22 protein-coding genes and 1 pseudogene are annotated in these 26,775 nt (G+C 39.8%); 9 read left to right on the top strand and 14 right to left on the bottom strand.

Features of this window, described 5'->3' with window-relative positions:
• Positions 1-32: 32 nt before the first annotated feature.
• Positions 33-806: an adenosylcobinamide-GDP ribazoletransferase gene (cobS, locus tag FBB35_RS17695; protein WP_174710752.1), complete on the top strand. Its 774-nt coding sequence runs from the start codon at positions 33-35 to the stop codon at positions 804-806.
• 74 nt (positions 807-880) lie between these two features.
• On the opposite strand, the gene FBB35_RS17690 is transcribed toward cobS, so the two are convergent.
• The 6 genes from FBB35_RS17690 to miaE all read right to left on the bottom strand — a co-directional run bounded on the left by FBB35_RS17690 (position 881) and on the right by miaE (position 5,698).
• Entirely contained in the window at positions 881-1,336 is a 456-nt protein-coding gene (locus FBB35_RS17690; RefSeq protein ID WP_174710751.1) for a PPC domain-containing protein, read from the bottom strand.
• A gap of 87 nt (positions 1,337-1,423) precedes the next feature.
• Positions 1,424-2,101, bottom strand: a complete 678-nt coding sequence (locus tag FBB35_RS17685; RefSeq protein WP_174713684.1) for a ComF family protein — start codon at positions 2,099-2,101, stop codon at positions 1,424-1,426.
• An 80-nt stretch (positions 2,102-2,181) separates the two neighbouring features.
• A complete protein-coding gene (locus FBB35_RS17680; RefSeq protein ID WP_174710750.1) occupies positions 2,182-2,673 on the bottom strand; it encodes a GNAT family N-acetyltransferase in 492 nt (163 codons plus the stop codon).
• Between the two features lie 226 nt (positions 2,674-2,899).
• A complete protein-coding gene (locus FBB35_RS17675) occupies positions 2,900-4,252 on the bottom strand; it encodes an alkaline phosphatase PhoX (protein WP_174710749.1) in 1,353 nt (450 codons plus the stop codon).
• 426 nt (positions 4,253-4,678) lie between these two features.
• Complete coding sequence (locus FBB35_RS17670; RefSeq protein WP_174710748.1) at positions 4,679-5,083, bottom strand: VOC family protein; 405 nt, start codon at positions 5,081-5,083, stop codon at positions 4,679-4,681.
• A gap of 18 nt (positions 5,084-5,101) precedes the next feature.
• On the bottom strand, positions 5,102-5,698 hold the full coding sequence (gene miaE, locus FBB35_RS17665; RefSeq protein ID WP_174710747.1) for a tRNA-(ms[2]io[6]A)-hydroxylase: 597 nt from the start codon (positions 5,696-5,698) through the stop codon (positions 5,102-5,104).
• Positions 5,699-5,871: 173 nt separating this feature from the next.
• Here miaE and FBB35_RS17660 point away from each other — a divergent pair, with 173 nt between their 5' ends.
• From FBB35_RS17660 to FBB35_RS17650, 3 genes are read left to right on the top strand one after another with little or no spacing between them, the layout of a single operon-like run.
• Complete coding sequence (locus tag FBB35_RS17660; RefSeq protein ID WP_368041776.1) at positions 5,872-7,575, top strand: AAA family ATPase; 1,704 nt, start codon at positions 5,872-5,874, stop codon at positions 7,573-7,575.
• A 1-nt stretch (position 7,576) separates the two neighbouring features.
• Complete coding sequence (locus FBB35_RS17655) at positions 7,577-10,024, top strand: WD40 repeat domain-containing protein (protein WP_174710746.1); 2,448 nt, start codon at positions 7,577-7,579, stop codon at positions 10,022-10,024.
• A gap of 3 nt (positions 10,025-10,027) precedes the next feature.
• Positions 10,028-11,137 carry an ATP-binding protein gene (locus FBB35_RS17650; protein WP_174710745.1) on the top strand — a complete coding sequence of 370 codons (1,110 nt, stop codon included), beginning with the start codon at positions 10,028-10,030 and terminating at the stop codon, positions 11,135-11,137.
• A gap of 163 nt (positions 11,138-11,300) precedes the next feature.
• On the opposite strand, the gene FBB35_RS17645 is transcribed toward FBB35_RS17650, so the two are convergent.
• The 3 genes and pseudogenes from FBB35_RS17645 to FBB35_RS17635 all read right to left on the bottom strand — a co-directional run bounded on the left by FBB35_RS17645 (position 11,301) and on the right by FBB35_RS17635 (position 14,973).
• Positions 11,301-13,196, bottom strand: a complete 1,896-nt coding sequence (locus FBB35_RS17645) for a CheR family methyltransferase (RefSeq protein WP_174710744.1) — start codon at positions 13,194-13,196, stop codon at positions 11,301-11,303.
• Positions 13,197-13,327: 131 nt separating this feature from the next.
• A pseudogene (locus FBB35_RS17640) lies at positions 13,328-13,958 on the bottom strand (chemotaxis protein CheB).
• A 100-nt stretch (positions 13,959-14,058) separates the two neighbouring features.
• A complete protein-coding gene (locus FBB35_RS17635) occupies positions 14,059-14,973 on the bottom strand; it encodes a polyphosphate kinase 2 family protein (protein ID WP_174710743.1) in 915 nt (304 codons plus the stop codon).
• A 615-nt stretch (positions 14,974-15,588) separates the two neighbouring features.
• Between FBB35_RS17635 and FBB35_RS17630 the strand changes: the two genes are divergently transcribed.
• Together FBB35_RS17630 and FBB35_RS17625 are read left to right on the top strand one after the other, a co-directional pair.
• Entirely contained in the window at positions 15,589-17,208 is a 1,620-nt protein-coding gene (locus tag FBB35_RS17630) for a tetratricopeptide repeat protein (RefSeq protein ID WP_174710742.1), read from the top strand.
• 655 nt (positions 17,209-17,863) lie between these two features.
• Positions 17,864-19,372 carry a UbiD family decarboxylase gene (locus FBB35_RS17625; protein WP_163928426.1) on the top strand — a complete coding sequence of 503 codons (1,509 nt, stop codon included), beginning with the start codon at positions 17,864-17,866 and terminating at the stop codon, positions 19,370-19,372.
• Positions 19,373-19,629: 257 nt separating this feature from the next.
• Here FBB35_RS17625 and FBB35_RS17620 read toward each other — a convergent pair whose 3' ends face one another.
• On the bottom strand, positions 19,630-20,511 hold the full coding sequence (locus FBB35_RS17620) for a TauD/TfdA family dioxygenase (protein ID WP_174710741.1): 882 nt from the start codon (positions 20,509-20,511) through the stop codon (positions 19,630-19,632).
• Positions 20,512-20,791: 280 nt separating this feature from the next.
• On the opposite strand from FBB35_RS17620, the gene FBB35_RS17615 reads away from it, so the two are divergent.
• Together FBB35_RS17615 and FBB35_RS17610 are read left to right on the top strand one after the other, a co-directional pair.
• Positions 20,792-21,331, top strand: a complete 540-nt coding sequence (locus tag FBB35_RS17615; protein WP_174710740.1) for an SH3 domain-containing protein — start codon at positions 20,792-20,794, stop codon at positions 21,329-21,331.
• A 318-nt stretch (positions 21,332-21,649) separates the two neighbouring features.
• Complete coding sequence (locus FBB35_RS17610) at positions 21,650-22,024, top strand: nuclear transport factor 2 family protein (protein WP_174710739.1); 375 nt, start codon at positions 21,650-21,652, stop codon at positions 22,022-22,024.
• Positions 22,025-22,104: 80 nt separating this feature from the next.
• Here FBB35_RS17610 and FBB35_RS17605 read toward each other — a convergent pair whose 3' ends face one another.
• Positions 22,105-22,785 carry a uracil-DNA glycosylase family protein gene (locus tag FBB35_RS17605; RefSeq protein ID WP_174710738.1) on the bottom strand — a complete coding sequence of 227 codons (681 nt, stop codon included), beginning with the start codon at positions 22,783-22,785 and terminating at the stop codon, positions 22,105-22,107.
• Positions 22,786-22,979: 194 nt separating this feature from the next.
• Here FBB35_RS17605 and FBB35_RS17600 point away from each other — a divergent pair, with 194 nt between their 5' ends.
• Complete coding sequence (locus FBB35_RS17600) at positions 22,980-23,678, top strand: phosphoribosyltransferase (protein WP_174710737.1); 699 nt, start codon at positions 22,980-22,982, stop codon at positions 23,676-23,678.
• A 130-nt stretch (positions 23,679-23,808) separates the two neighbouring features.
• Here the strand turns inward: FBB35_RS17600 and FBB35_RS17595 are convergent, their stop codons facing one another.
• From FBB35_RS17595 to FBB35_RS17585, 3 genes are all read right to left on the bottom strand, one after another.
• Entirely contained in the window at positions 23,809-24,912 is a 1,104-nt protein-coding gene (locus FBB35_RS17595; RefSeq protein WP_174710736.1) for a tetratricopeptide repeat protein, read from the bottom strand.
• An 81-nt stretch (positions 24,913-24,993) separates the two neighbouring features.
• Positions 24,994-25,464: an NADAR family protein gene (locus tag FBB35_RS17590; RefSeq protein ID WP_174710735.1), complete on the bottom strand. Its 471-nt coding sequence runs from the start codon at positions 25,462-25,464 to the stop codon at positions 24,994-24,996.
• A 372-nt stretch (positions 25,465-25,836) separates the two neighbouring features.
• Complete coding sequence (locus FBB35_RS17585; RefSeq protein WP_174710734.1) at positions 25,837-26,679, bottom strand: cyanophycinase; 843 nt, start codon at positions 26,677-26,679, stop codon at positions 25,837-25,839.
• Positions 26,680-26,775 lie beyond the last annotated feature (96 nt).

Genomic DNA, 26,775 nt, shown 5'->3' with positions numbered 1-26,775 from the left:
CCAGCCATTAACCAAATATTAATGTAACTAAGATGACGAAACAGCAACAGTGGTGGAAAAAGCTGCTGTTCAAGCTGGCAGCTAGTATTATATTTTACACAAGTATTCCGTTGCCGTATTTGAACGGATTAGATTTTCAGGGAGTGGCACGTCTTGCTTCGCTTGTAGGGTTGATAATTGGGGGAATTTTAGGGTTACTGGATACGGGGATGGATTATCTTGGGATGCCAGTGTTAACTCGTAGTGCTTTGGTAGTAAGTATTTGGATTGGCATAACTGGAGGACTGCACTTAGATGGGGCAATGGATACTGCCGATGGTTTAGCAGTGGGCGACCCAAATCGGCGGCTGGAGGTGATGGCAGATAGTGCTACAGGTGCATTTGGAGCAATGACTGCGATCGCCTTGGTGCTGCTCAAAATCACAGCCTTAACAGATATGCCAGAAAACCGTTGTTTGCTGCTGATGGCTGCTTGTGGCTGGGGACGTTGGGGACAACAGGTAGCGATCGCACGATATCCTTATCTGAAACCAACCGGCAAAGGTGCATTTCACAAACAAGCCATTCGTTATTACAAAGATTTATTACCAGGATTGTTATTGCTGTTGGGTTTGAGTGGTTTACTTGTGCTGATAGATAAACAGCAATTATTTCTCGCACTGGCAATGATAGTTGCTGGAAGTGCGATCGCTACTTTAACCGGTGCATGGTTCAACCACAAATTAGGCGGACACACTGGAGATACCTACGGCGCAGTCGTCGAGTGGACTGAAGCCTTATTTCTCTGCGTACTAACCGTTTTTTAAAATGTGGGGGAGTGGGAAGTGAGGGAGATGAGGGAGAATAACCAATGCCCAATTCCCAATTCCCAATTCCCAATTCATTTAATCGGTTGCAGCTTTGTCACCTTGAGTTTAAAAGCCCCAACCCCAGTTTCCCCAAAAGACCGGACACGAATCACATAATTCCCTGTCTCTACGATGCGGGTAAATAGTAGGGAATTGCTACTACCATCTGGGCCATCATCATTTTCTGCCACAGTCGATCCATCAGGTGCTAGCAATGTGATGATGCTGTCAAAATTTTCAGATGACAAGTCAACTGCTAAATTATCGCCCTTTTGTAACTTCACCGTGTAATCACGAGCAAACCCACCTTGACCTGTGGGAATGTCTTTATCTGAGAGGCTATCATTAATTTCAGTACTGTTAGATAAAGGTATGGGACTATACAACTTATTTTGAGCAAAAGCTGCGCTTGTACTTACGCCTATTGCCAGCAATGTGGCAGGAATAATCATGAGTTGTTTTAAACCCGCCGCAAAAACTTTATTCATATATTTCAAGCAATTTTTTCCACAAAAATAGAGTAATTCGGTCGATTTATGCGCTTATATGTTCAATTTAGCTCATTAATTTTGGATTTATCCGTCTTTAACGGCAGTAGCTACAGCTACTAATCCTAAGACCACTATTCCATACTGACGAAGAGTTTGCACAGCAGACCTGGCAGTAGCACCAGTAGTATAAATGTCGTCCACTAACAGCACAGGAACATTTGGGGGGCGATCGCGAAATTCTTGTCCGACAGCAAAAGCTTGAGCCAAGTTTTTTTCTCGCTTAGATACCGATAAACCAAATTGCGCTTCAGTTTCTCGGACTCTGGCTAAACCGTTTAGTTTCAATTTTAATCCAGTTATTTCGCAGAAGCTTTGTGCAATCAGTCCAGCTTGATTGTATTTACGCTGCTTTTGCTTACTAGGGTGCAGTGGAATGGGAACTACCACAGGCTGGCTATCTCGCTTAGGTGAATTTAACAACCATGCTTCTCCTAACCATTGACCCAAAGGACGAGCTATTTGGGGTTGATTTTCGTATTTCATCACCGCGATCGCTCTTTTTACTGGGCCACCATACTCCCCCCAGCCAAACACTGGTATTGGCTCTTTCCATAGCGAAATCGGGTCTTTACGCTGACATTTTTGCAGTTGCCTGGTGCAGTTCTGACAAAATTCTTGGGAAGTTGCGCGTTGGCATAGTGGACAATGGGATTGGAGAAAAAGATTGAGTAAGCCTGTGAGATTTTTAATCCAAGTGTGCATTTTAGAATTGTCCTTTGTCATTAGTCACTTGTCCTTTGTCACTTGTCCTTTGTTCTTAGCTAATGACCAATGACCAATGACTAATGACTAATGACCAGTGGCTTAAAATACACGCGATCGCAGCGTGTTGTTTCTACTCCCGTTGCTGGAGTGTAGCCGTTGCTTTCATACAGCTTGACTGCTTCCACCAAAACACTGGCGGTTTCAATCCAAATTTGTCCAAAACCACGCTTTGCGATCGCTGCTTCTAGCTGTTGTAACAAATATTTTCCTAATCCCAAACCCCTAATGCTGGGCAAAAGATACATTTTGCGGATTTCTACAGCTTTTTCACCTCGGTGTATGGGGTAGTATGCCCCAGTTCCTACTAACTGGCTTTGGTGTTCAATTACCCAAAACTCCCCCCCAGTAGCTAAATAATATTCCTCCACTCGCAATACATCTCGGTCAGCGCCGTTGGGTTCCCAACCCAGACCGTATTCTGATAATACATAACTAATGACTTCGGCGGCTCTGGTGCGATCGCTTGCGACCCAATCACGAATTATAAAATCTTGATAATAGTTTTTCATTACCATTTGCTGGTCAAGTTTACACAGAAAATTTTCTGGTTCTATATCCCAATTTACCCAGCAAATAGCAATTCTTGCATGGTCATTTTCAGGCGGTACTCTCAAGATGTCAATAAAGAGACAAGGGGAGGGAAAGATAATTCCCCTCCCCTTGTCTTTTTACCAAGGATAATTCAGCGATATAGTAGCCGCCGCAGGCATCGCTACTATATCGCTGACATTGATTTTAGTCTCTATAACCTCTATAACCTGTCCAAGGGCCCCAGATAGCTAAAGTAATACCAGGGCTTTGAATGTTAACGAACAAAGTATCACCATCGGGTGAGAAGCAGGCTCCAGCAAACTCACCAGTTTCGAGGGCATTACGCGCAAATTTGTAGATTTCACCACTGGGAGTAACACCTATCAAGAAATTGTCACCGCCTCCGTCTTCACAGAGGATAAGATCGCCAAAAGGTGCTACGACTAGGTTATCAGGCATATCGAGTTCATCTTTAGATTGAGACTCGACAAACAATTCAATTGTCTCTTCACCGGGAATGTAGCGCCAGACCTGACCACCCCCTACAGGGCCACCACTTGTAGCAGTGAAGTAAAATTCACCTTTGCTCTTCTTGTCATCCTTGCCGTTTTTGTCTTTCTTGCCCTTGTTGCCGTCATAATAAATGCCTTCCCCACGGTTAAACCGGGCTGCACCTAAAGTCCGACCTTGGACTCTGACATTATCTACAGTAGTGGGGTTTGGCTCAGGAATAGTTACCCAATCTACATCCCATTTCTGTCCGACTACAAAACCGGTTGTGGTGTTAACCTCTGGTCTATCCTTGATCCTCAAAGCTTGGAGAGTGCCTCCTGCTTTTAAATTGCCATACTGTTTCGGGATAAAACGGTAGAACAGGCTATCTCCTCTATCTTCAGTCTGATAAACAATTCCAGTTTTAGGATCTACAGCTACAGCCTCATGATTAAACCGTCCCATTTCAACTAGAGGTACTGGTTCAACAGGAGAGGTGCTTTTAGCTGGAACCTCAAAGTTATAACCGTGTGGTTTCGTGACTCCGTTCGTTGCAGTCGTTATAGTTGTATCTTCTTCGCAGCTAATCCATGAATCCCAAGGAGTTAGACCACCCGCACAGTTACGAATGGTTCCACCAAGAGAACTGAACTCTTTGATCAGTTTGCGATCGCGTCCAACAATCAGAGTTGTAGTGCCACCTTTGCAAATAGGATCGTAGGGATTGGGCACTTGTACTTTTGTACCAGAAGTATTGCTAAGTTCGTGATTGCGAACCAGGATTATTGTGTTTCTGGGCCCAGGGAAAGCTGCCATCCCATCATGATTACTAGGCTCTAAACTCCCATCGCTCATGAGAGTGCCTGTGCGAGATATAACTTGATACCGAAATCCCCTTGGTAAATCTAACAAGCCATTGGGATCTGATAAAAGTGGCCCATATCCTATGGCATATCTTGATCCATAGGCTTGTTGGGCAAGAAGACCCTTCATAGGAGACACCATCAAGGTGCCGACAGCAGTTGTACCTGCTACTGCAAAGAATTTACGTCTTGAAAATGTCATGAGGATGATTTGGTTACTTACATAATGCTGAAGAAAAAGTATTTTATTTTGATTAAGTTTGGGTTATGCCTTATTTAATTTAGGGTTAGTTAATAAAATATAAATTTATATAACCTTGCCTTTTTCTTTAGCAAATTTATGTATATAAACCTCATCTATATTGAGACTTAGAGTTTTTTAAAAGATATATTTATGTTGGGTTACGCGATTGCTGCACCCAACCTACAAAACTACGGTTCTTAAGGTGTACAAGGTTTAAGACTCACATTTGATTTTTGAAAAAACTCTGTCCAGCTCAAAAAGCCTTCTTTCCTACCGCCAAACTTTACTTGTCCTCTGGTCATTAAAGTACAAAGGTACAGCTCAAAAAGCCTTCTTTCCTACCGCCAAACTGCGCCAACAAAAATCAAAGTTGACAGCGAATTTTTAACTGACAATTCCTAGATTGCTGTAAATTTCAATGAGATTGCCATCAGGATCGCGAAAATGAGCGGTGCGAATTCCCCAGTCTGGGCGATCTTGTGGTTCAGTCACAACGATCGCATTATGATTTTTTACTTGCTCATAAACCTCATCGACGTTATCGACTGCGAAAACCAAGACTATTTTATCTCGATTGACAATGTATGAAGGCTGTTCAATTCTTGGAACTACTTCAGCCATTAATTCTTTTTTGAACAAACCCAACTTGAGATATCCGGTATTCAACTCAGCATATCCGCTCTCTTCATCGCCCCAATCGACATCAAATTTCAGCAGATCCCGGTAGAACAGAAAAGAATCTTTGTAGTTGGATACAAGCAGTCTCAGATGTGTTAACTGAAGCTTCATGTCTGTTACCTTAATCTACTAACTGTGAATTCTAGGTTCTGAGTGCAAAGTCGCCAGTAACTCGCTTTCGACAATTGCTAATTCATCAAGCCGTTGCATGACAATTTCTCTGTCGAAATAAGTAGCAGCTAAAACCCAATATATACCGTAGTGACGCGCTTCAGATGCCATTAGCCCACGATAAAATTTTGCTAACTCTGGTTCTGGACAATGAGCAGCTAATAGTCCCAGGCGCTCGTGAGAACGAGCTTCGATTAAACCAGTGACTAGTAAGGAATCCAGAAATCGCTCAGGTTCTTTTGGGCGAACTTGAGCCTTTAAACCTGCGCCGTAGGGAGGCGGTGGTAAGGGAGCTAAGGGAATATTCCGGCGTTCTAACCATTGGTTAACTAGCTCAAAGTGTTCTAGTTCCTCGCGGGCGATCGCAGTTAGTTCCCGCACCATTTTAGTATTGGAAGGGTAGCGAAACATCATATTTAAAGCCACGCCTGCTGCTTTGCGTTCACAGTGGGAGTGGTCGAGTAAGATGATGTCTAGGTTAGCGATCGCTTGTTCAACCCAAGCAGAGCTAGTAGGCTGTTTTAGGACGTTGATTGTCTGTAATTGAATAAGCACAGAGTCACAAAACTCCAGAATGTTAATTTAGCTGAGTACCTTAGCAAATTGATTTTAATCGTGGATGGAGCAATTTGTTTATAGTAGGGGCGCACAGCTAGCTGTACGCCCCTACGCAGTATGTGTTAAAAATAACGCTTAGTATCACACAATTACAATCTTGTGCGTAGGCTTTGTCCACAGAAGCTATTGCTATAGCAGCAGCACAAGCAAGTTTTGGCAGATGCGCGATTAATATTACCCAGTATTACCTACTGTGTAATATTTGTAATACTACTCATCAGCAAAATAGTAAAATTTCGGGAATAAAAATGATAGAATTTGCTGCCATTACTTCAGTAATTAGTAAATATGCCCCTCAAGCTAGTCAACTAATCATTAAACAAGCTCAAAAGAACGAAGCTATTATTAACATTTTGCACGAATTAAAACTCAATCCTACCCAAATTTATGATGATATTGATACTGTTTATATTTACGCTTTGATCCGATATGGTGTTTTTAAGCATGAAGCAATTTTAAACTTGTTTAGAGAAAAAGAAATTAAAGGTTATTTTTGGGATGCTTACAGTTCTAATACTCCCTTTAAGTTCGTAGAAAATACAAAAAAATTTCTTAATCAAAGCAGCAAATTGAAAACGCAGTTAATCAATGCTAAAATAAACTTCCTGGCTGAAATAGAAGAATTTGGTGAAGCTTTTATTGCAGTTGCCAAACAAACAAAAGCCTCAAAATATCAGCCTTATCCAGATTGGAACTTAGATGTTTATTCCAAAGAGTTTAAAGCATTAATCTTTGAAAAGACTCGCTTATTTTGCGGACGTGATTTTGTTTTTAAGGCTATTCAAAAATTTTTTACAACTCAACCCAAAGGTTATTTTAGTATAGTTGGGGATGCAGGGATGGGTAAAAGTGCCATTGCTGCTAAATATGTTCTAGCTTATAAATTCCCTTGTTATTTTAATGTTTTCGCAGAAGGACGCAACAAACCAGAGAAGTTTCTAGCTAGTATTCGTCAACAATTAATTAAGCGTTATTCCCTCCAAAATGCAGATAACACTGATTTAAGGACTTTACTGCAAAAAGCTAGTGAAAAACTAAAGGGACAAAAACTTGTAATTGTTGTTGATGCACTAGATGAAGTAGAACAAGAAGGAAATGGTAATCTTTTAGATTTACCACAAAATCTTCCTGATGGAGTTTATTTATTACTGACTAGAAGACTTTATAATCAAGAGACAAAACGTTTAACTTTGTCTCCAGATACTCCTGTATATGAATTAGATTTAACACAAGGTGATTATACAGCTTTGAGTCAGGAAGATGTTAAAGAGTATATTCAATTATATCTAAATAATGATTCAGACCTGAAGAAGTGGATTAATGAACGCCATATTTCTGAAGATAGTTTCACTCAAGAAATAGCTGTGAAGAGTGAAAATAATTTTATATATTTACGCTATCTCTTACCCGGAATCTCTGAAGGTAAATACAATGATTTAAATTTAAAAGGATTACCGCAAGGGCTTCAAGACTATTATACAACTCATTGGAATCGTATGGGGATGGATAAAGAATCCAATGAAAAAAAGGTAAAAATACTTTATATATTGGTAGAAAGAGGTGAACCAATATCCATAAATATGATTGCGGAGATTCTTGATGAGGAAGAATATGAGGTGAAATCGGTATTAAACGATTGGGTTGAATATGTAACACCGAAAGTAAATGCAGATGAACAAAAAACTTACTATAGTATTTATCATCGAAGTTTTCTGGAATTTCTCAAATCTCAAGACAAACTAGGTAAAGGTAGAAAGCTCTTTAGAGAAGTTAATAAGAGTATGGCTAATTATATGCTGAAGGAGATGGCATGATATGGGGAAAATTGCCACTAAATTAGCTTCAAAATCAGCAGAATTTCAAAATTTGTTTTTGGGTCAATTTCCTGAGCAACAATTAAAGGTAGGCAACTCAAAAAAATATTATGAAACCCTCACGGATTTTGATTTTATTTCTCTAAAAATCCAATATCCTCAATTTGGAGTAGAAACCCTAATTAGGGATTATTATTTGATTGATGATCCAGAGATATTAGATAGGTTAGAGGAAGACGAGAGAGTAGATTATGGGCAAGTCAAAACTCTGAAATTAATCGAACGTACCCTACAGTTATCAGCCCATATTTTAAATCAAGACCCAAATCAATTAGTAGGGCAATTATGGGGTAGATTGCAGAGTTTTCCTGAACCAGAAATTCAGAAAATATTGGCAGATGCAGTCCAAAGTAAAAGTGAAAATCCTCGCTTTTACCCCATCACAGCCACTTTAACTACTCCAGGAGGAAACTTACTACGTACCCTGACTGGTCATAAAGCTTCGGTAAATGCAGTAGCCATAACCTCAGATGGTCAAACAGCTGTTTCTGCCTCCGATGACAACACCCTAAAAGTATGGGATTTGTGGACAGGAGGAGAAATCTTTAGCTTAACTGGTCATAAAGCCTTGGTAAATGCAGTAGCAATCGCACTAGATGGTCAAACAGCCGTTTCTGCTTCCGATGACAACACCCTGAAACTATGGGATTTACAGACGGGAAAGGAAATCTTTACCCTAAGCGGTCATAAAGACTCGGTAAATGCAGTAGCTATTACCCCAGATGGTAAAACAGCCGTTTCTGTTTCTAATAGCGTGGAACTGTGGACTCTAAAACTATGGGATTTGGAGACGGGAAGGGAAATCTCTACCCTCAGAGGTCATAAAAACTCGGTAAATGCAGTAGTCATTACTCCAGATGGTCAAACAGCCGTTTCTGCTTCTAGTGACAACACCCTGAAACTATGGAATTTGCAGACTGGTAGAGATTTTTCTTCTTTAAGTAGTCATCTGAAACTGTTGAAACTGTGGGATTTAGAAACGCAAAGGGAAATCTTTACCCTCAAAGGTCATAAAAACTCGGTAAATGCAGTAGTCATTACTCCAGATGGTAAAACAGCCGTTTCTGCTTCTAGTGACTACACCCTGAAACTATGGAATTTGCAGACGGGAAGGGAAATCTCTACCCTGACTGGTCATAACGATTTGGTAAATGCAGTAGCCATTACTCCAGATGGTCAAAAAGTAGTTTCGGCTTCTAGTGACAACACCCTGAAAGTATGGAATTTGCGGACGGGAAGGGAAATGTTTACCCTGAGAGGTCATAACAATTCAGTAAATGCAGTAGCCATTACCCCAGATGGTCAAACAATCATTTCTGTTTCTAATAACCTGAAACTGTGGAGTTTAAAGACGGGAAAGGAAATCTCTACCCTGAGAGGGCATAACAACTCAATAAATTCAGTAGCCATTACCCCAGATGGTCAAACAGCAATTTCTGCTTCTAGTGACAACACCCTGAAACTGTGGACTCTAAAGCTTTGGACTCTGAAACTATGGAATGTGGAGACAAGAAGAGAAACCTTTACTCTGAGAGGTCATAGAGGTTTAGTTAATGCAGTAGCCATCACCCCAGATGGAAAAAAAGCTGTTTCTGTTTCTAATAACCTGAAACTGTGGAATTTGAAGACGGGATGGCAGATCTCTACACTTACAGGTCATAAAGACTCGATAAATGCAGTAGCTATTACTCCAGATGGTCAAAAAGCTGTTTCTAGTTCTGCTGACACCACCTTGAAATTATGGGATTTGGAGACAGGAAAAGCAATCTCTACCCTCAGAGGTCATACTGACTCGGTAAATGCAGTAGCCATAACTCCAGATGGAAAAAAAGCTGTTTCTAGTTCTGCTGACACCACCTTGAAATTATGGGATTTGGAGACAGGAAAAGCAATCTCTACCCTCAGAGGTCATACTGACTCGGTAAATGCAGTAGCCATAACTCCAGATGGAAAAAAAGCCGTTTCTAGTTCTGCTGACACCACCTTGAAATTATGGGATTTGGAGACAGGAAAAGCAATCTCTACCCTCAGAGGTCATACTGACTCGGTAAATGCAGTAGCCATAACTCCAGATGGAAAAAAAGCCGTTTCTAGTTCTGCTGACACCACCTTGAAATTATGGGATTTAGAGACAGGAAAGGCAATCTCTACCCTAAGCGGTCATAAAGACTCGGTAACAGCAGTAGCTATAACTCCAGATGGCCAAAAAGCCGTTTCTAGTTCTACTGACACCACCCTGAAACTGTGGGATTTAGAGACAGGAAAGGTAATCTCTACTTTTACCGGTGAAAGTTCTATATATTGCTGTACAGTTTCTCCAGATGGATTAACATTTCTCATCGGGGAACATTCAGGTCGGGTTCATTTTCTGCATTTGGAAGGGGGTTAAAAAATGAATAATATCCCTAAATATACTGCCGAATTTGAGCAATTTATCAACACCAAAAATTATAATTTTGTCGGTCGTGAATTTGTCTTTTCTGCTATTAAAAATTTTATCAATCAATATGACCGTGGCTACTTTACTATTATCGGCGATCCTGGTATTGGTAAAAGTGCCATTATTGCCCATTATGTTAGCCAAAATTCTGGCGTTGTCTATTACAATGTGGAAATTGCAGGTAAAAATCACGTTGAGGAATTTTTTACAAACATTGGCACTCAATTAATAGAAATTGCCAAAAATAAAGGTAGCGCAAATATTACAGCTAACTTTTCTGATTTTACCACAGAAGGCAGTGGATTTTTATCATTATTACTACAACAAATCAGCGATAGATTGCATCCCGATCAACGGTTAATTATTACAATTGATGGCTGTGATAGGATTGATATCAACAATCAACCACGTGGTTCCAATATATTCTATTTACCACGTTATCTACCAGAAAAAGTTTATTTTATCCTTACTCGTCGTCCGTTTCTGACAGATAAATCAGGCTTATTAATCGAAACTCCAGCCCAATGTTTAGATTTATCAAATTACCAAGAAAAAAATCGCGCTGATATCCAAGAATATATTAAAAATTATTTAAATAAATCATCTCATTCTGTAGACGCTTCTGCGGCTTCCCACAGGGTGCGTAGATTTAGCGAAGATAAGAATACAAAAGATGTTTCGCTAAACTTGATAGAGAAAGGTTTTGATGATGACGAGACTAACTTTTTGTATGTTAGGGAAATCTTAGCAGCTATTAATGAGGATATTTATCCCGAAAACTTACAAATTTATTACCAAAATCATTTAGACAAGATAAACTTAGTAACCAGTAAACAGCAAGCAATAGGTTTACAGGTGTTAAATATCTTAGTTCAAGAGCAATCAACTTCAATAGAAACGCTCGCACAAAGATTAGATACAGATGAATATGAAATCAAGGTAATTTTAGACAAGTGGCGAGAATTTTTACATTTAAAATCAATAGCAACAGAAATCTATTATAGTCTCTATCATGCTAGTTTTTGCGATTGGTTGAGCCAAAAAATTGAATCTAAATTTTGAGATTGCCATAGTACTAAGTCTCTATATTTTTTCAGTGTGACTAGTAAATTAGGTACAAAATTCAAAGCTCAAAATCATAAATAAAGAGTTTATAACTCCAGCAATAACTACATCAAAATTTGTAGCTTTCTTTGTACTTCTTGCAAAGAAAAACTGCTGTCAATTATTCCTGCTGCCGCCGTTCCTCCATATCTTGACTAGAAATCATACTATGGACTCTCTCTACATCTGCCATCATCAAAACTGCTCCCTGTATATCCATGCCAAGCAACGGGGTGATTGCCAGGTAACATTTTATTTGCCTACCTCGACGATTGGTAGCATCAAGGATCATTTCTTGAAATTGTTTTTTACCAGAGAAAGAATCGCGGATGGGCGATCGCAACTGCTCAACAGGTAGCCCAATATCTAGGCTGAAGATAGACTTTCCTAGAACTTCATCAGTTCGCAGCCCCCATAAATCCTCTACCATGTAATTCCAAATTGAAATGTTAAAGGTGCCATCAATTACCACTATTCCAGTTTGGAGACTTCTGAGAATAGAGATTAGGACAATATTTGCGCGATTAAGTTCTGTGGTGCGCTGGCTCAGTTCGTTATTAATTGTTTGTAATTCTTCATTAGTAGATTGGAGTTCTTCATTCATCGTCTCCAATTCTTCATTAGTGGATTGGAGTTCTTCGTTGGTAGTTTCTAATTCTTCATTGGTGGATTGGAGTTCTTCGTTGGTAGTTTCTAATTCTTCATTGGTAGATTGGAGTTCTTCGTTGGTAGTTTCTAATTCCTGTTGCGAGCGTTGCAGAGCATCTTGGAGTTTAATATAACGAGTGACATCATGAAAGGAGATGCTAATACCTAAAAAATTGGTGTCTGTTTCTTGCAAAGGCGTAATTCGCACATCCAGATATTGAGTGTCTGTGTTAGACAAATAGCGCTCTATATTTGTTAGGGTAATTGGGCGGCGTTCAGTATAAGCCCGTTCAATTAGCGATCGCAATTCAATCGGTCGATAGGAAAGTTCTAGATCCTGAAAAGGACGAGCTAAATCTTTGGGGGAAAGGGCAAACAAAGTCCGTGCCTGCTCATTCACCATTACCAGAGAGCCATTGATATCAATGACTACTTGGGCGATTGGTGATGTGTCGAAACCCATGTCTCGCAGCCGCAAATGTTGAGACATACGGCTCTTAGATTCTTCATCTACTGAATTTGCCATAACTAGGAGGCGATCGCGTATATTAACCGACGATACCTTACTAAATATTCGGTTTTTTAAGTCTATTGGGGTAAACAGATTAGAATGCATCAATAGCATCTCTGCTTTCCCCAAAAATAGATAGCCATTATCATTAAGCGCAAAATGAAATCGGGCTAGAATTCGCCCTTGAGTCTCCGAATTAAAATACATTAATGTATTGCGACTAACCAGCAAATCTAAGCGCGAAATGGGCGCATCTTGAAGCAGATCGTGACGACCAAAAATCACTGAGCGTCGCAAGTCTTGACGGAAGACATAGCGATTACCAACAATCTCAAAGTATTTCTGTCGCAGTTCATCTGATACTTCCTGGACATCTTTTGCTGAATACATGGCTTGACGAGCTTGGTTGAGAGCCTCTTCATCTACATCTGTGGCGTAGATTTTCACCCGTTGGCGAAATTCCTCTGCTCCCAATATTTCAGCCATCAACATTGCTAAAGTGTAAGCTTCTTCTCCAGAAGCACAGCCAGCACTCCAGATACGTATTTGGTCAGAAGTTTTTTTATTCCTAATCAGATTAGGCAGTATTTCATCTGCTAGGTATTCCCAAGCTGATGAATCTCGAAAAAAAGCGGTGACGTTAATTAAGATAGTGTTAAAAAGATAATTGAACTCTTCTGGATAAACCTCTAGGTAGTCTAAATACTCTTCAAAGTTTTCTATAGTCAATGACTGCATCCGCTTGCGGACTCGACGCATCAAAGTCGAGCGCTTATAGCCTGTAAAATCAAATCCCCGGCTTTGTCTGAGATAAATCAGGAGATTTTCAAATTTGGGATCTCTTTCTGCGGAAGTCATAGGTTAGGGAGGGGCAGAGGGGCAGGGGGCAAAGTTCCAAGCTACGTCCGCAAGTATCAAAGACTCATTAATGTGTAGTGACACTAACTTGCATTCTAAAACATATCTCCCCTGCTCCCCTGCCCCTCTGCTTAGTTAGATTCTCTCATGACTAAAGCCACCACAGTGCTGGAGATTTCATTTAGGGGGAGAACAAAATCTACATTGCCAGTTTGAATCGCAGCTGAGGGCATCCCGGAAAATTCGGCGGTTTTTATGTCTTGGACAATGACAGTACCACCCATTTTTTTGATTGCTTCTACTCCCATCGCGCCGTCGCTACCCGTTCCAGTTAGGACGATGGCGATCGCTCTTTCTTTGTAAGTGGCTGCAACCGATTCAAATAATAAGTCAGCCGAAGGACGTAAAAAATGTACTAATTTCGACTGTGATAAGGAAAGTGTGCCGTCATCGTTAACCAATAAGTGACGATTGGGTCGAGCAATGTAAGCCGTTCCTGGGGTGAGGTAATCTCCTTCCTTTGCCTGCTTGACGGTAATATCTGTGCGCCGACTGAGAATTTCTGCCATGAATGACGGATGTTCAGGAGAAATGTGTTGCACAATAGCGAGCGATCGCGGCTGGGAATTTTGCGGGTAGAGTCGATAGCACTTTAATTTGAGCAGTCAGACCACCTGCTGACGCTGCGATCGCCACAATATCAAAGGCAGCATTAGTAAAGTGGGGTGGATTATTCTTGGCATTTTCTGCCATCTGAATCATGATTTTTCGGCTGTAAGTACCAACCAAACTTATTATTTACAGGGAGCATTAATAAATTTACGACTGCTCATCTTTTCTTTATATAAATTGTACAATATATTTAAACTAATTTATTTTTTTTGCCTTTCTCTGTTAAGGTTGTTTGTTCATCTTCTTGCTCTAAAATGCGTTTTGCCTCCAAAAGTTGCTGTCTATGTTCGTCACTAACTATGGGGTATTGCAGATTGAGTTCTTCTAGTTTTGTGCAGATAATATTGGCGACTACCAGACGTGTAAACCATTTGCGATCGGCAGGAATAATATACCAAGGGGCCGATTTTGTACTAGTTTTATTAAAAACTTCTTCATAAGCATTCATATAATCATCCCAAAAAGCTCTTTCTTTGACATCGCTATCAGAAAACTTCCAATTTTTTTCAGGATATTCAATCCGTTCTAAAAAGCGCTTTTTTTGCTCTGATTTAGAAACATTAAGAAAGAACTTTAGAACGATCACACCATTGTCTACTAAATATTTTTCAAAATTATTAATTTCTTCAAAGCGTTGCTTCCATATCTTATTTCCATTAGGGAAATGAGGAAGTTGTTGCTTTCTTAACATTTCTGGATGGACACGAACTACTAGTGCTTCTTCATAATATGAGCGGTTGAATATCCCAATTCGACCCCTTTCTGGCAAAGCCTTCATTGTTCGCCACAGGTAGTCATGGTCTAATTCTTCCGCACTGGGACCTTTAAAACTAAACACCTGAAATCCTTGCGGATTCACCCCAGAGGTCACGTGTTTAATTGTGCTATCTTTACCAGCAGCATCCATTGCCTGAAAAATAATCAGCAAGGCGTAGGTGTTCTGAGCATAGAGAATATTCTGGTAATTTGCTAATCGCTCAATATCTGCCTGTAATTTAATTGCAGCATCAGCTTTTTCATTAAAATCAGCTTTATAAGCTGGGTCATAGTTTTTTTTCAGAGAAATTTTTGAACCTGGTGGAACAATGAAAGCATCGTAATTCATATATAAAAGTTCCTAGCTTGCTGCTTATATACAAGCACATTGTTAATTAGAAATTACTGAACATTATGATTTATTTATTAAATAATTTTGAATCAAATTCATAACTTTTAACAAATTTTAATAGCTTAACTTTCTCTCTTCGTCATTAGCAAGTTTTGTGATTTTTTTTAATCCCTTTTATAAAACTTAATTACGAATTACGTTAGCGCCACGAGAAAGCGAGTCCCCGTAACTTTGCCTACCGTTTATCCATCCTAAATTGGTATGAGATGGTGAGAGTGGATTTCCACTGGGGTTAAGCACGGCAAAACTGTGGAGTCGAGCCATAAACCATTATGATTAACGTACCCGCAGACCCACGTCGAAAGTGGTTAGGGAGAGTTGCAATGCTTATTGTTTATTGTGGAGTGAGATTCAACATCCCGATAAATTAAGCGTTTTTGGTTATCCTCCCAGCGATCACACTCTTACACTCTTCCCTAGCAGTCAAAACTTTGGCATAATCAGACATGGCCGCACCTAAAATGATGTAAATCCTGCAAAGCTAATTAAAAGGTTTACGGCGACTGGATATTTTAATAGAATAATCTCATTAAAAGATTCGCAGAAATATAAATGGACTGGATTACACTACTGCGATCGCTACAGTCTGATTTTATTAAAAGGTTAACATCTGGTTGTCTGCTTCATTGTGAAACCGAAGGTCAATATAGTGAATTAACTATAATCTCTGGAGAGAGATTAAAGGCACTAAGGGAATTTTGCTGGTTGATGGCTGAGAAATATAAGCGTGTTTCGCCAGTCCGTGACGTGTTTATTAGCTATCTTAAAGGGAAGTTGGGTGAGGAAGTTGTCAAGGAACGTTTAGCAGATTTTATTACCGAAGTCGATTATGAAAAGCGATTCGGCGGCGATGGCAATATAGATTTTACCTTGACTTCTGACCCCTCTATTGGTATCGAGGTTAAATCTCGTCACGGTAATATTGATAGAGTTAGATGGTCAATCAGTTCTGAAGAAGTTGAAAAAAATGCAGTTGTAGTTTGCATTTTGATTCAAGAAGATGTAAGTGAAGCACAATCTCAGTATCACCTTTTTTTGGCTGGGTTTCTCCCAACCCGGATGATTAAGTTAAAGACTGGTAAAATTTCCTTTGGGATAGACCAATTGTTGTATGGTGGTGGTTTATGGTGCTATCTAGAACAGTTACAATCTTCTATAAATAATTATTCTAGACAACAACCATCAATTTACAAATATCTTCCAAAGCAAGAAATTTTATCTAAGCCAACCAATAATCAGTTACTCAAATCTTTTTTTCAACCTGAATATAATAATGAAGATTCAAATACACTTTATGCAAAATTGGGGGATGAATATTTTGAGAAAGGAGAATATACAAATGCGATCGTTAACTATAGTAAAGCTTTACAAGCTAAATCTACCGATATTGATTTATATTATAAACGAGGTTTGACTCACTATCAAATAGGTGATTACGAAGCTGCGATCGCAGATTATTCTCAGGCAATCCAGATGAATATTCAGGATGCTAAATCTTACAATAAACGAGGTTTAGCTCTGTCTCAACTAGGTCGATTAGAAGAAGCAATCAATGATTACACTCAGGCTATTAGAATTAATCCTAATGTTGCCGTAGCTTATAAAAACCGGGCTGAAGCTCGTTCTCATATAGGAGATAATCAAGGAGCAATTGAGGATTATACCCAGGCAATCAAAATTAATCCCGATTATGCCGATGCTTATAAAAACCGTGGAATTGCTCGTTATTTATTAGGTTCTCAACCGGGATTTCCTCAAGCAATCAAGATTAATCCAAAAGATGCCATAGCTTATAAAAAACGTGGTAATGCTCGTTCTGATTTAGGGGATTTTGAAGGAGCAATTGAAGATTATACTCAGGCAATACAGATTAATCCTAATTATGCTGATGCCTATTATAACCGTGGTAATGCTCATTCTGACTTAGGGGATTTTAAGAGAGCGATTGAAGATTATACTCAAGCAATACAAATTAATTATAATTATGCCGATGCTTATTACAATCGTGGCAATATTCGTTTAGAAATAGCAGATAAACAGGGAGCAATTGAAGATTTTCAGAAAGCAGCAGACATCTATCGTAAAGAAGGTAAGCTAGAAGCACTCAAAGATACACGAGAAATAATATTAGATTTAGAAATAGAAGAATCATTAGATATTTTAAAATTCTAGAAAATTTGTGAATTCGGATAAATAGCAATTTTCAGCTATGTTTTATAAACCCATATTTTCAGAGGATGTTTTAAAAGTCCCCTTGTCAGGATCAAAAATTTATGCTGTTGGCGATGCTTGGGTTGGACTACACTAACGCAAACTCACAAAAATTCAGAAAAATCCCAAAATTAGGCACTGTAAAAGCTTGTAATAAATAAACCTAGCAGGGGTCATATAACAAAACCGCCTGCCAGGAAGGTATAGTATATTCTGGCCATGTTTGATTAGGTTAGCGCTTATTTATAAAAAATAAATGCGTATCCCTAGATACAATAACTAAATACTTTGGAAAAGACAGTTAAGAAAAGTGACTAAATAGGTTAATTTCCAATTAAAACCAATAATTTCCCAAATTCAAGTAGACCGGCGCAATAAAAGCTAACTGGTAAAGGCTGTCATTGTTCATTAGTAAGGGCTTTAAGCCTATTTACGTTTCGTAACATACTTGGGTTTTTTCGCGCCAACTTACTTAGAGTTGAGAGGATTAGAGAGATTCTTGAACAGATTCCTTCTTTGTCCTTTCCTAATGCCCAATGCCCGATGCCCCGTGCCCAATACCCCATAATATAAGAAAGCGCTTCACACTTCTTAAATAATCAGCTTTATTAGAACAATGGCGAGAGACTTGCGGGGATTCATTAAAATTCTGGAAGAAAAGGGACAATTACGGCGTATTTCAGCTTTAGTTGACCCGGAATTGGAAATTGCTGAGATTTCCAACCGAATGCTGCAAAAAGGTGGTCCAGGGTTGTTGTTTGAAAACGTCAAAGGTGCTTCCTTTCCGGTGGCGGTGAATTTGATGGGAACTGTGGAAAGGATTTGCTGGGCGATGAATATGCAGCATCCAGAGGAGTTGGAAACCCTGGGGAAAAAATTAAGTATGCTGCAACAGCCAAAACCACCGAAGAAGATTTCCCAAGCGATAGATTTTGGGAAAGTGCTGTTTGATGTGGTGAAGGCGAAACCAGGACGAGACTTTTTCCCCGCTTGTCAGCAAGTTGTGCTTCAAGGTAATGATTTAGATTTAAATAAGTTGCCTTTGATACGTCCTTATGTTGGTGATGCTGGCAAGATTATCACGCTGGGACTAGTAATTACCAAAGATTGTGAGACGGGTACACCAAATGTAGGTGTGTATCGCTTACAACTACAATCTAAAAATACGATGACGGTTCACTGGTTATCGGTGCGGGGTGGGGCGAGGCATTTGCGAAAAGCGGCCGAACGTGGGAAAAAATTAGAAGTTGCGATCGCACTTGGTGTAGATCCTCTAATTATTATGGCAGCTGCTACACCCATCCCTGTAGATTTATCAGAATGGCTGTTTGCTGGACTATACGGCGGTTCTGGTGTGCAGTTGGCGAAATGTAAAACTGTCGATTTGGAAGTTCCCGCCGATTCAGAATTTGTCTTGGAAGGAACAATTACACCAGGAGAAGTTTTACCAGATGGGCCTTTTGGCGACCACATGGGTTATTACGGCGGCGTTGAGGATTCGCCTTTGGTACGCTTTGAGTGTATGACGCACCGGAAAAATCCGATTTACTTAACAACATTTAGCGGTCGTCCACCCAAAGAAGAAGCGATGATGGCGATCGCACTAAATCGCATTTATACGCCCATACTGCGCCAACAAGTATCTGAAATTGTCGATTTCTTCCTCCCAATGGAAGCTTTGAGTTACAAAGCAGCGATTATTTCCATTGATAAAGCATATCCCGGACAAGCACGACGGGCGGCTTTAGCGTTTTGGAGTGCTTTACCACAATTTACATACACCAAATTTGTAATTGTTGTGGATAAAGACATAAATATTCGCGATCCGCGTCAAGTGGTGTGGGCGATTAGTTCCAAAGTTGACCCAGTGCGAGATGTGTTTATTTTGCCAAATACACCTTTTGATACCTTGGATTTTGCCAGTGAAAAAATTGGCTTAGGTGGACGGATGGGAATTGATGCGACTACAAAGATTCCACCGGAAACAGACCATGAATGGGGTTCGCCTTTGGAATCTGACCCAGATGTGGCGGCGATGGTAGAGAGACGATGGGCGGAATATGGTTTAGCAGAGTTGCAGCTAGGAGAAGTAGACCCAAATTTGTTTGGCTACGATATGAAGTAACCTGTTATAGATCAATACAGTTTAGATAGAGCAACAAAACCCTAATGTAGAGACGCGATTTATCGCGTCTTGTAAAGACCAATTATCTACACCAATAACCTATAAATCATGCAGTAAGAGGGAACAATGCTGTACCTTGATATCTGCTGTAATAAAATTAGGACTTACGCAAAACTACACAGTATAGGGGCAATTCATGAATTGTCCCTACCTGAGAATAAGGGTTTTGAATATTGTTTACGTAAGTCCTAAAAATATCAAAATGAAAAAGCTGGAGAACATAGCCTGATATAAATATCTCTTTGATCGTCAGCAAAAGACCTTCTACCATGAAGTATTCTTGTATTATCAATCATTAAAATATCGCCACTTTCCCACAAAATTTCCGTGGTTATTTTTTCAGCAATGTCATTCAGTTCAGAGACAACCTCTTCAGGAATTTCTGAACCATCCTCAAAATTAAGAATCTTTGGGTTTAACTGCTTTGTAGGCAATAAACTATTAATAAATACCTGATATTTTCCACATCTGCTGGGGATAATAGCTGGACAAATGTATTCAAGCAGAATTGATTGATCATCATTTACTGTCAGATACGTATTATTCTTCTGACACATTTCTTCTAGCTGGTTCAAATCATCTGTTTGGTATTTTTTCTGCCAGTCCTCTTGAGATATCTGAACAGTAAATTTTAACTTCTTTTTGCTGAATAACTCTTTGGTTGAACTACTAATTTCATTAAAAAATTTTCTACCATCACACACCGTAGTTTCACCATCTTCTAATGGCGGATTAGCACAGAAAAACCACAACATCAGTGGGATATTTTTCTGATAATACATTTCTCCATGCAATTTAATCTCAGACTTAAAATCGTTTACACTTAAAAGAGTCTCATCTCCATTAATTACCTTCCTACTGAATGCACCACCAGCATAATTTATAAAATTGGTACTCAACAGATTGGTAAATTCTTTAAAGATTTCAACATCAACATCAAATCCTCTAAAAAGTAAAACTCCATAATCTTTAAATAGACGAATAATTTCTTCTTTGTCTAATTCTAAAATACTGCTATTGTCAATATTAATAATTTCTTGACCTATGCCATCTGATATGGGCTGTATTTTATGGTTCATATAAATTAATAAATTATCAAAATTTTACTCACTATTAGCGTTAATTACACTATAAGCATTTTAATACACAATCATAGCGTTGTATTGCATCCATCTGCGTAGGCGTAGCCCGTCGTAGACATCGCAGGACTAAATTTTGTAAAATGAAAAGTGTTATTACAGTACTAAAATTATTTTTAGATAACTACGTTATAAAGTTAGCTTTAATTTGTTTGGGTAGATTATGAGATAGAAATCGAACTCAAATCTTAGGTACTGAAGCAAAAAAATTGAGCAAATTATGACAAAAAAACTGAAAAATGCACCATCAAAGTTAGTAATAGGATTGGTATTTAGTTGTATTAGCGTGATGATCAATACAGGTATAGCTTATCAAATAGCTTTAGCGAAATCAACTAATCCACAAAAGTGCGATATTCTTGCCTACGTCACCGATACAGATATACAAGGTTTAAATGTGCGGAATGGTGCAAGTACAAATAACACAATTTTAGGGCAAATCCCCATCAACGAAACAGTTCAAGTTATTGGTGCTACTGGAGATTGGGTACAGATTACTAATGCTAGTAATGGTTTTCAAGGAACTGGATGGGTATTTGTGCCAAAGTTAGGTTTAACAACGCAGGGCTACGGCACTAATGGCGTAGATTTATATGCTAGTAATAGTCAAGAAAGCCGAAAAGTGAGAACAATTCCTGCAAATACGGCTGTCAAATTGTTAGGCTGTCAGGGAGATTGGGCGCAGGTGGAATATCAAGGTGTTAAAGGTTGGTTGACAAGGGAAGATCAATGTGGTGCTGCCCTTACTAGTTGTTCTTAGAACCCCACCTCTACCTTTCTTGCTGTCAGCCAGCTATCCATTACCCGAATATTTGTTAATAAAAATACAAGTTACTTGAAAGAAAGGCTAATTTCCCTGACTGACTTGATGTAATACTAACTTAACTCAGATGCGATCGCTTCCACCTCAATTAAAACAGGCGATCGCAATTAGGTACTGTTATATCTGGTGGACACTACTAACTCGCCACAGTGAGTGCAATTAGCGCGTAGTTGTGTCCCGCAAAGATAACACTACTTAGCTTTAACGGTATAATAAATTTTTATGCCCTGCGGCATCTCCTTCACCATACCTCTTATGCCAGATCAACCTGCACCAGAAATCGAACTGCTCCGTGCGGCTTACGCGGCCTTCAACGCACGAGACATTGACACTGCCCTTGCCCTCATGACTCCTGACGTCGCTTGGCCGAAAGCGTTCAAAGGCGGTTTTGTCCGTGGGCCTGAAGAAGTTCGCGCTTACTGGACGGAGCAATGGAGCGAGATCAATCCGCACGTCGAGCCGGTTTCCTTTTACTTGGAGGAGGACGGGCGCATTTTGGTCGATGTGCATCAGGTCGTGCGTGACAAGGCTTATGCAGTTCTTGCCGATGAGCGCGTGGGCCATCGATTCACCCTTGAGCATGGCTTGATTAAAGTCATGGAAGTCACGCTAGTAGGTTGGGTAAAGTGAAAGGCAACCCAACATTACCACCTTATTTATGTTGGGTTACGCGATCGCTGCAAAACTACGGTTATCAAGGTAGACGAGGTTTAATTGTTATTTTGGAATTCGTCTAACTTAGCCCGCACTGCCTGGATATCCTGCCACATCAACCATTTAGGTGCACCTCTTTCTTTAGAAGGGTTACGCAGTAAGTACGAAGGATGAAAAATCGGCATACATAAACGCCCTTCCCACTCCAGCCACTGTCCGCGAATTTTCGTAATCCCCCGCTTATCGCCAGTGATGCCTTTGACAGCAGTTGCACCTGTTAACAAGATTATTTTAGGGTCAACTAGGCGAATTTGCTCTAGTAAGTAGGGTAGACAAGCCGCCACTTCTACAGGAGTAGGAACTCTATTATCTGGTGGGCGACATTTATTTATATTAGCGATATATACATCATGCTCGGTAGTTAGATTCACCGATGCCAGAATTTTCTCCAGCAATTGCCCCGATCTACCTACAAATGGTAAACCAGTTTCGTCTTCATTTTGACCAGGCGCTTCCCCAATAACCATAATTGGCGCTTTGAGATTACCGCGTCCGACCACAGCATGAGTCCGAGTGTCTCCCAATGGACAACGGTGGCAGCGATCGCAATGCTGTGCCAACTCCGTTATGGTGGAATAAGTTCCGGGAGCGATCGCAATTTTAGCGTCTGTAGGAATTAGTTCTCGTTGGTTAAAGGTTGAGTCGTCGAAGAGGCTGAGTTGAGTTTCGCTGCTCATGAAAATTAGGATTTTGATATCAGCGCCAGCTGTTTTATCTGAGTTAAATACTGCTCTGGTTGCAGATTTATCTGAATAAATAGACTTTTGCTGAATACTTAATTATTTATACAAAATCTTATTGTATCAGTTAAGTTGAGACAAAATTCAGTCATGATAAAAGCAGTGCCGTCCTAAGATGCTGGGGAGAACTCATGTCACAGACCCCGCTTTTTGCCGATCGCACCCATGCGGGTGAGTTATTAGCGCGAGTGATTCAGGATGTTTTGACTCAGCAAACTATTGCTTCTGGGATAAAACCTGTACCAGTTGTTTATGCTTTGCCAAGAGGGGGTATACCAGTAGCAGCACCAGTAGCACGTCTATTGGATTGTCCGTTGACAATCGTTGTAGCGAAAAAGATTAGCCATCCAGAAAACCCAGAGTTAGCAATTGGTGCAGTGACTACTTACGGAAATGTTCTTTGGACTGATCAAAAGCTATTTCGGTTTAAAGATGATACAAGGTTGCGCGAAGTGGCTTTAAATAAAGCTATCATCCAAGCTAAGTCTCTTGAGGCTCAATTAATTACTGCTTGTCCGCAGGTGAATGCCGAGAATGCTACGGCTATTTTAGTTGATGATGGCATTGCTACAGGAATGACAATAGCGGTAGCGGCAACTGCTATCAAAGCACTGTCTCCAGCAGCAGTTTGGCTATGTACTCCAGTCGCACCACAAAGATTGCTACCTTGGTTAGAACAGTGGGGCGATCGCACAATCGTCTTGGAAACACCAGAACCCTTTTGGAGTGTGAGTAATTTCTACGCCCAATTTCCCCAAGTTGATACATCAGAGGTTCTCAGATATCTCCAGCAACAAAATCCAATAGGGCCAATCGATCTGTGCGAGTAATTTTGAATTATTAAATTTTAATTATTCCTCTGCCTCTCTTGCTTTTTAACGAATTTTGGGCGTTTTGGTCAATAGAGCTAACGTCATCAGCAAGTTTTATTTATGGCTCTTCCTAAATCCCCATTACGAATTACGAATTATTTGAAGATGTTCCTTGCTGGTATTGCATAGCTTTGGCATAATCACCCAAGGCGTAGCAAGCGACTCTCAAACGATCGAGAGCTTCTTCTTCACTACGACGGTCTTTGATATTCCTGGCTAACAGCAAACGTTGTTCATAATATGTAATTGCTTTGTTATAGTCACCCAGAGCTTCACAAGCAACTCCTAAACTACCTAAAGATTGTTCCTCGCCACGTTTGTCTTGGATTTCTCTGGCTAATAGCAACCTATCTTCATAATACTTAATAGCTTTAGTATAATCACTTAGAGCATAACAAGCATTACCCAGATTTTTGAGTACCTGAGAAGCACTGCGAACATTTTTTAATGAGCGTGCTAGTACTACACACTGCTCATAATAAGCGATCGCTTTTGGATAATTATTCAAAGCATACCAAGCATTACCCAAATTTTTAAGTACCTGTTCCTCGCCCCAGTTATCTTTAAGTTCTCGCACAATCTCTAGACTTTGCTGCTGATACTCAATAGCCTGTGTAAAGTTACTCAAAGATTTATATACCAATCCCAAATTATTCAGTGCTGCAACTTGACTCCGTTTGTCTTGCAGCTGTTGCGTTATTTTCAAACACTTTTCTAGAAACTCAATAGCCTTGTTATGGTCATTCAAATGACGGTATGAATTTCCTAAATGGGAAAGTGCTTGCATTTGCAATGCTAAATCTGAGGTGTTATTGAGCAAAGACAAACACTGCTGGGAGTAAGATATTGCACCTTTATAGTCTCCAGCGCCATAAGTTACCAATCCTAAAAAAGAAAGCGCCTGTGCCTGTTTTTGCAAATCCCCAACTCCCTGAAACAGCCCTAAAGCTTGTTGTAAAGATTTCAGCGCCGCAATTAATTCACCAGCTTGCTGCTGTTGAATTCCTTGCCGTAGTAGCTTGGATGCTTCCGATAAATTATCATCATTTTCCTGTGGTGGTAGTATTTCAGCGTGTGAACCAGAGCCAAATTCATGAGTAATTGTATTACGCTTCACTGGTTTTAAGTATGTTATGGGTGATTGTAGGGGAATTGTATTTTTCGATCTATTATTCCATTCGCCTTTAGGCATCAACCCCTTCCTTTTAAGTCTGGTGGTAAATATAGTGTTCCCAAAACCAGAAGGTATCTTTCATCAGGTTGGTTTAGCGCATCATTTAACGCTTTTACGATCAACATCTTCGCTGTATGTATGGTGCAGGCTCTCTCGTACCTCCATTAAAATTTTTCCTAGCATATTTTTACCGCTACCATCGGCTCCGCAACCCCAATAAAAATCGATGGGCGAGTTTTCAACAATTTCTGCATTGCCTGTGGAAAGTAAGATATTCCTAATATCTGTATGAGTTTGAAATTTACATAGCACAGCTTGCCGCATGATATCGTCTTTAACTTGTTCCCAATCTTGACGTAGTGGACGGGTTCTCTCACGCCCCATTCTTGCCGCATCTTTAGGTGTTTTAACTTGGCGGATTTGTTCTACATGAGGTGTATCCACAAACTTTTGCGCTTGAAAGTAGTGTTCGCTGGTTGACCAATACAATCCATCTAATTGAAACCCGTGGGGCGAAAAGTTAGAGAAACAACCATATTCTTCACGAGTGCTATAAAAGTAGATTGTCATAAAAGTTGATCGGCATTCAATATATAGTTTGAATTAATTATTACCTACTTGTACCAATTTTTTATTAAATTTAACTTCATAATTAATTCATTTATCAATCTGTTTCTTTATGTACTACACATACTTGATAATTCGTTTAATAAATATTAAGTGCATCATCATGTAAAGTTGATATTACTTATTTATAACAGTTTGCCGAAGTTAAGATAAGAAATCTTAAAAATTAATCCCCCCTTTCTTCCTGAAAAAAGGGGGGCTGTGTCCCCTATTTCTGAGAGTACTTGGGAGGATATTCAAGAGATAAATGCCAATAATCTACAATTATTAATTATTTATTCGAGTAAACGCACCTGCTAAAATTTAGGCGTTCATTCAACCAACAGGTACAGAGACATTTGCTACAGAGACATTATTTAGGATAGGTTGGCGAGTTTTCAAGTCAAATTTGAATCCATGTGGCAAAATGTGAAGCTTTGCTCCGCAAATCGCCAAAGACTCATCCTTCAGAATTTCGCCCATATTGTTGTATGTAGCTTCTGATTCATCAACAATCGTCACCGCACCTGCACCAATCACTTCAATTTGGTTATCGGTTACGACCATAGCGGTATTCTCATCAATACCGAATCCTAAAACAGCAGGTTCTAGTATTAAAGCTGAAATTAAGCGTCCCAAACGTCCACGCTGAGAAAAATGCTGGTCAATTACCACTCCTGGTAAAAAGCCTAGACCAGGGCCCATTTCAACAGTTTCAATTCGAGGATGTGTTTGAGAATCACCTTCAACTATCATTTTATCTGGCATCACAGCAGCGCCCGCGCTTGTACCAGCGATAACTACACCTTCCGCGAAACGTTTATGAATCGCCGCATCGATTTCGGTATCCTTGAGGATATTGGTGATGCGAGCTTGATCTCCACCGGTAAAAAATACCCCAGTTGATTTATGAATTGCTTCTAATGCGGTAGATGATGATGCGTCTTCGCGGGTTTCTGTATCAATAATGCGAACATTCTCGGCTCCTAGCCGCTCAAAAACTCTAATATAATTCTCTCCCACTTCTCTTGGTAATTCTGTTGCTGCCGTCATAATGACAATGTACGCCTTCGTACCCCCAGCGCGTCGCACAAAGTCTCGCAGAATTTGAGAATCTCCATCCTTATCTTCTGCTCCCCCAATAATTACCAACTGCCGTTTGGGATTACTTTCCACCATGATGCCCCCTGATGTGAGTTAATAAATTTCACTAAACCATGACAATTAAACTATCAAATCATCCCTATGGTAGATTACCTGACAGAATGTAGTATT

Source organism: Nostoc sp. TCL240-02 (assembly GCF_013343235.1).
In the GTDB taxonomy this organism is placed as follows: Bacteria; Cyanobacteriota; Cyanobacteriia; order Cyanobacteriales; family Nostocaceae; genus Nostoc.
The sequence above is the reverse complement of the archived record's forward strand: the minus strand, read 5'-3'. Positions and strand labels throughout refer to the sequence as shown.

What these genes read in the sequence shown, in the direction of transcription:
- cobS (WP_174710752.1), top strand. Translation starts at nt 33, where the DNA reads ATGACGAAACAGCAACAGTGGTGGAAAAAGCTGCTGTTCAAGCTGGCA.
- FBB35_RS17690 (WP_174710751.1), bottom strand. Translation starts at nt 1,336, where the DNA reads ATGAATAAAGTTTTTGCGGCGGGTTTAAAACAACTCATGATTATTCCT.
- FBB35_RS17685 (WP_174713684.1), bottom strand. Translation starts at nt 2,101, where the DNA reads ATGCACACTTGGATTAAAAATCTCACAGGCTTACTCAATCTTTTTCTC.
- FBB35_RS17680 (WP_174710750.1), bottom strand. Translation starts at nt 2,673, where the DNA reads ATGAAAAACTATTATCAAGATTTTATAATTCGTGATTGGGTCGCAAGC.
- FBB35_RS17675 (WP_174710749.1), bottom strand. Translation starts at nt 4,252, where the DNA reads ATGACATTTTCAAGACGTAAATTCTTTGCAGTAGCAGGTACAACTGCT.
- FBB35_RS17670 (WP_174710748.1), bottom strand. Translation starts at nt 5,083, where the DNA reads ATGAAGCTTCAGTTAACACATCTGAGACTGCTTGTATCCAACTACAAA.
- FBB35_RS17655 (WP_174710746.1), top strand. Translation starts at nt 7,577, where the DNA reads ATGGGGAAAATTGCCACTAAATTAGCTTCAAAATCAGCAGAATTTCAA.
- FBB35_RS17650 (WP_174710745.1), top strand. Translation starts at nt 10,028, where the DNA reads ATGAATAATATCCCTAAATATACTGCCGAATTTGAGCAATTTATCAAC.
- FBB35_RS17645 (WP_174710744.1), bottom strand. Translation starts at nt 13,196, where the DNA reads ATGACTTCCGCAGAAAGAGATCCCAAATTTGAAAATCTCCTGATTTAT.
- FBB35_RS17635 (WP_174710743.1), bottom strand. Translation starts at nt 14,973, where the DNA reads ATGAATTACGATGCTTTCATTGTTCCACCAGGTTCAAAAATTTCTCTG.
- FBB35_RS17630 (WP_174710742.1), top strand. Translation starts at nt 15,589, where the DNA reads ATGGACTGGATTACACTACTGCGATCGCTACAGTCTGATTTTATTAAA.
- FBB35_RS17625 (WP_163928426.1), top strand. Translation starts at nt 17,864, where the DNA reads ATGGCGAGAGACTTGCGGGGATTCATTAAAATTCTGGAAGAAAAGGGA.
- FBB35_RS17620 (WP_174710741.1), bottom strand. Translation starts at nt 20,511, where the DNA reads ATGAACCATAAAATACAGCCCATATCAGATGGCATAGGTCAAGAAATT.
- FBB35_RS17615 (WP_174710740.1), top strand. Translation starts at nt 20,792, where the DNA reads ATGACAAAAAAACTGAAAAATGCACCATCAAAGTTAGTAATAGGATTG.
- FBB35_RS17610 (WP_174710739.1), top strand. Translation starts at nt 21,650, where the DNA reads ATGCCAGATCAACCTGCACCAGAAATCGAACTGCTCCGTGCGGCTTAC.
- FBB35_RS17605 (WP_174710738.1), bottom strand. Translation starts at nt 22,785, where the DNA reads ATGAGCAGCGAAACTCAACTCAGCCTCTTCGACGACTCAACCTTTAAC.
- FBB35_RS17600 (WP_174710737.1), top strand. Translation starts at nt 22,980, where the DNA reads ATGTCACAGACCCCGCTTTTTGCCGATCGCACCCATGCGGGTGAGTTA.
- FBB35_RS17595 (WP_174710736.1), bottom strand. Translation starts at nt 24,912, where the DNA reads ATGCCTAAAGGCGAATGGAATAATAGATCGAAAAATACAATTCCCCTA.
- FBB35_RS17590 (WP_174710735.1), bottom strand. Translation starts at nt 25,464, where the DNA reads ATGACAATCTACTTTTATAGCACTCGTGAAGAATATGGTTGTTTCTCT.
- FBB35_RS17585 (WP_174710734.1), bottom strand. Translation starts at nt 26,679, where the DNA reads ATGGTGGAAAGTAATCCCAAACGGCAGTTGGTAATTATTGGGGGAGCA.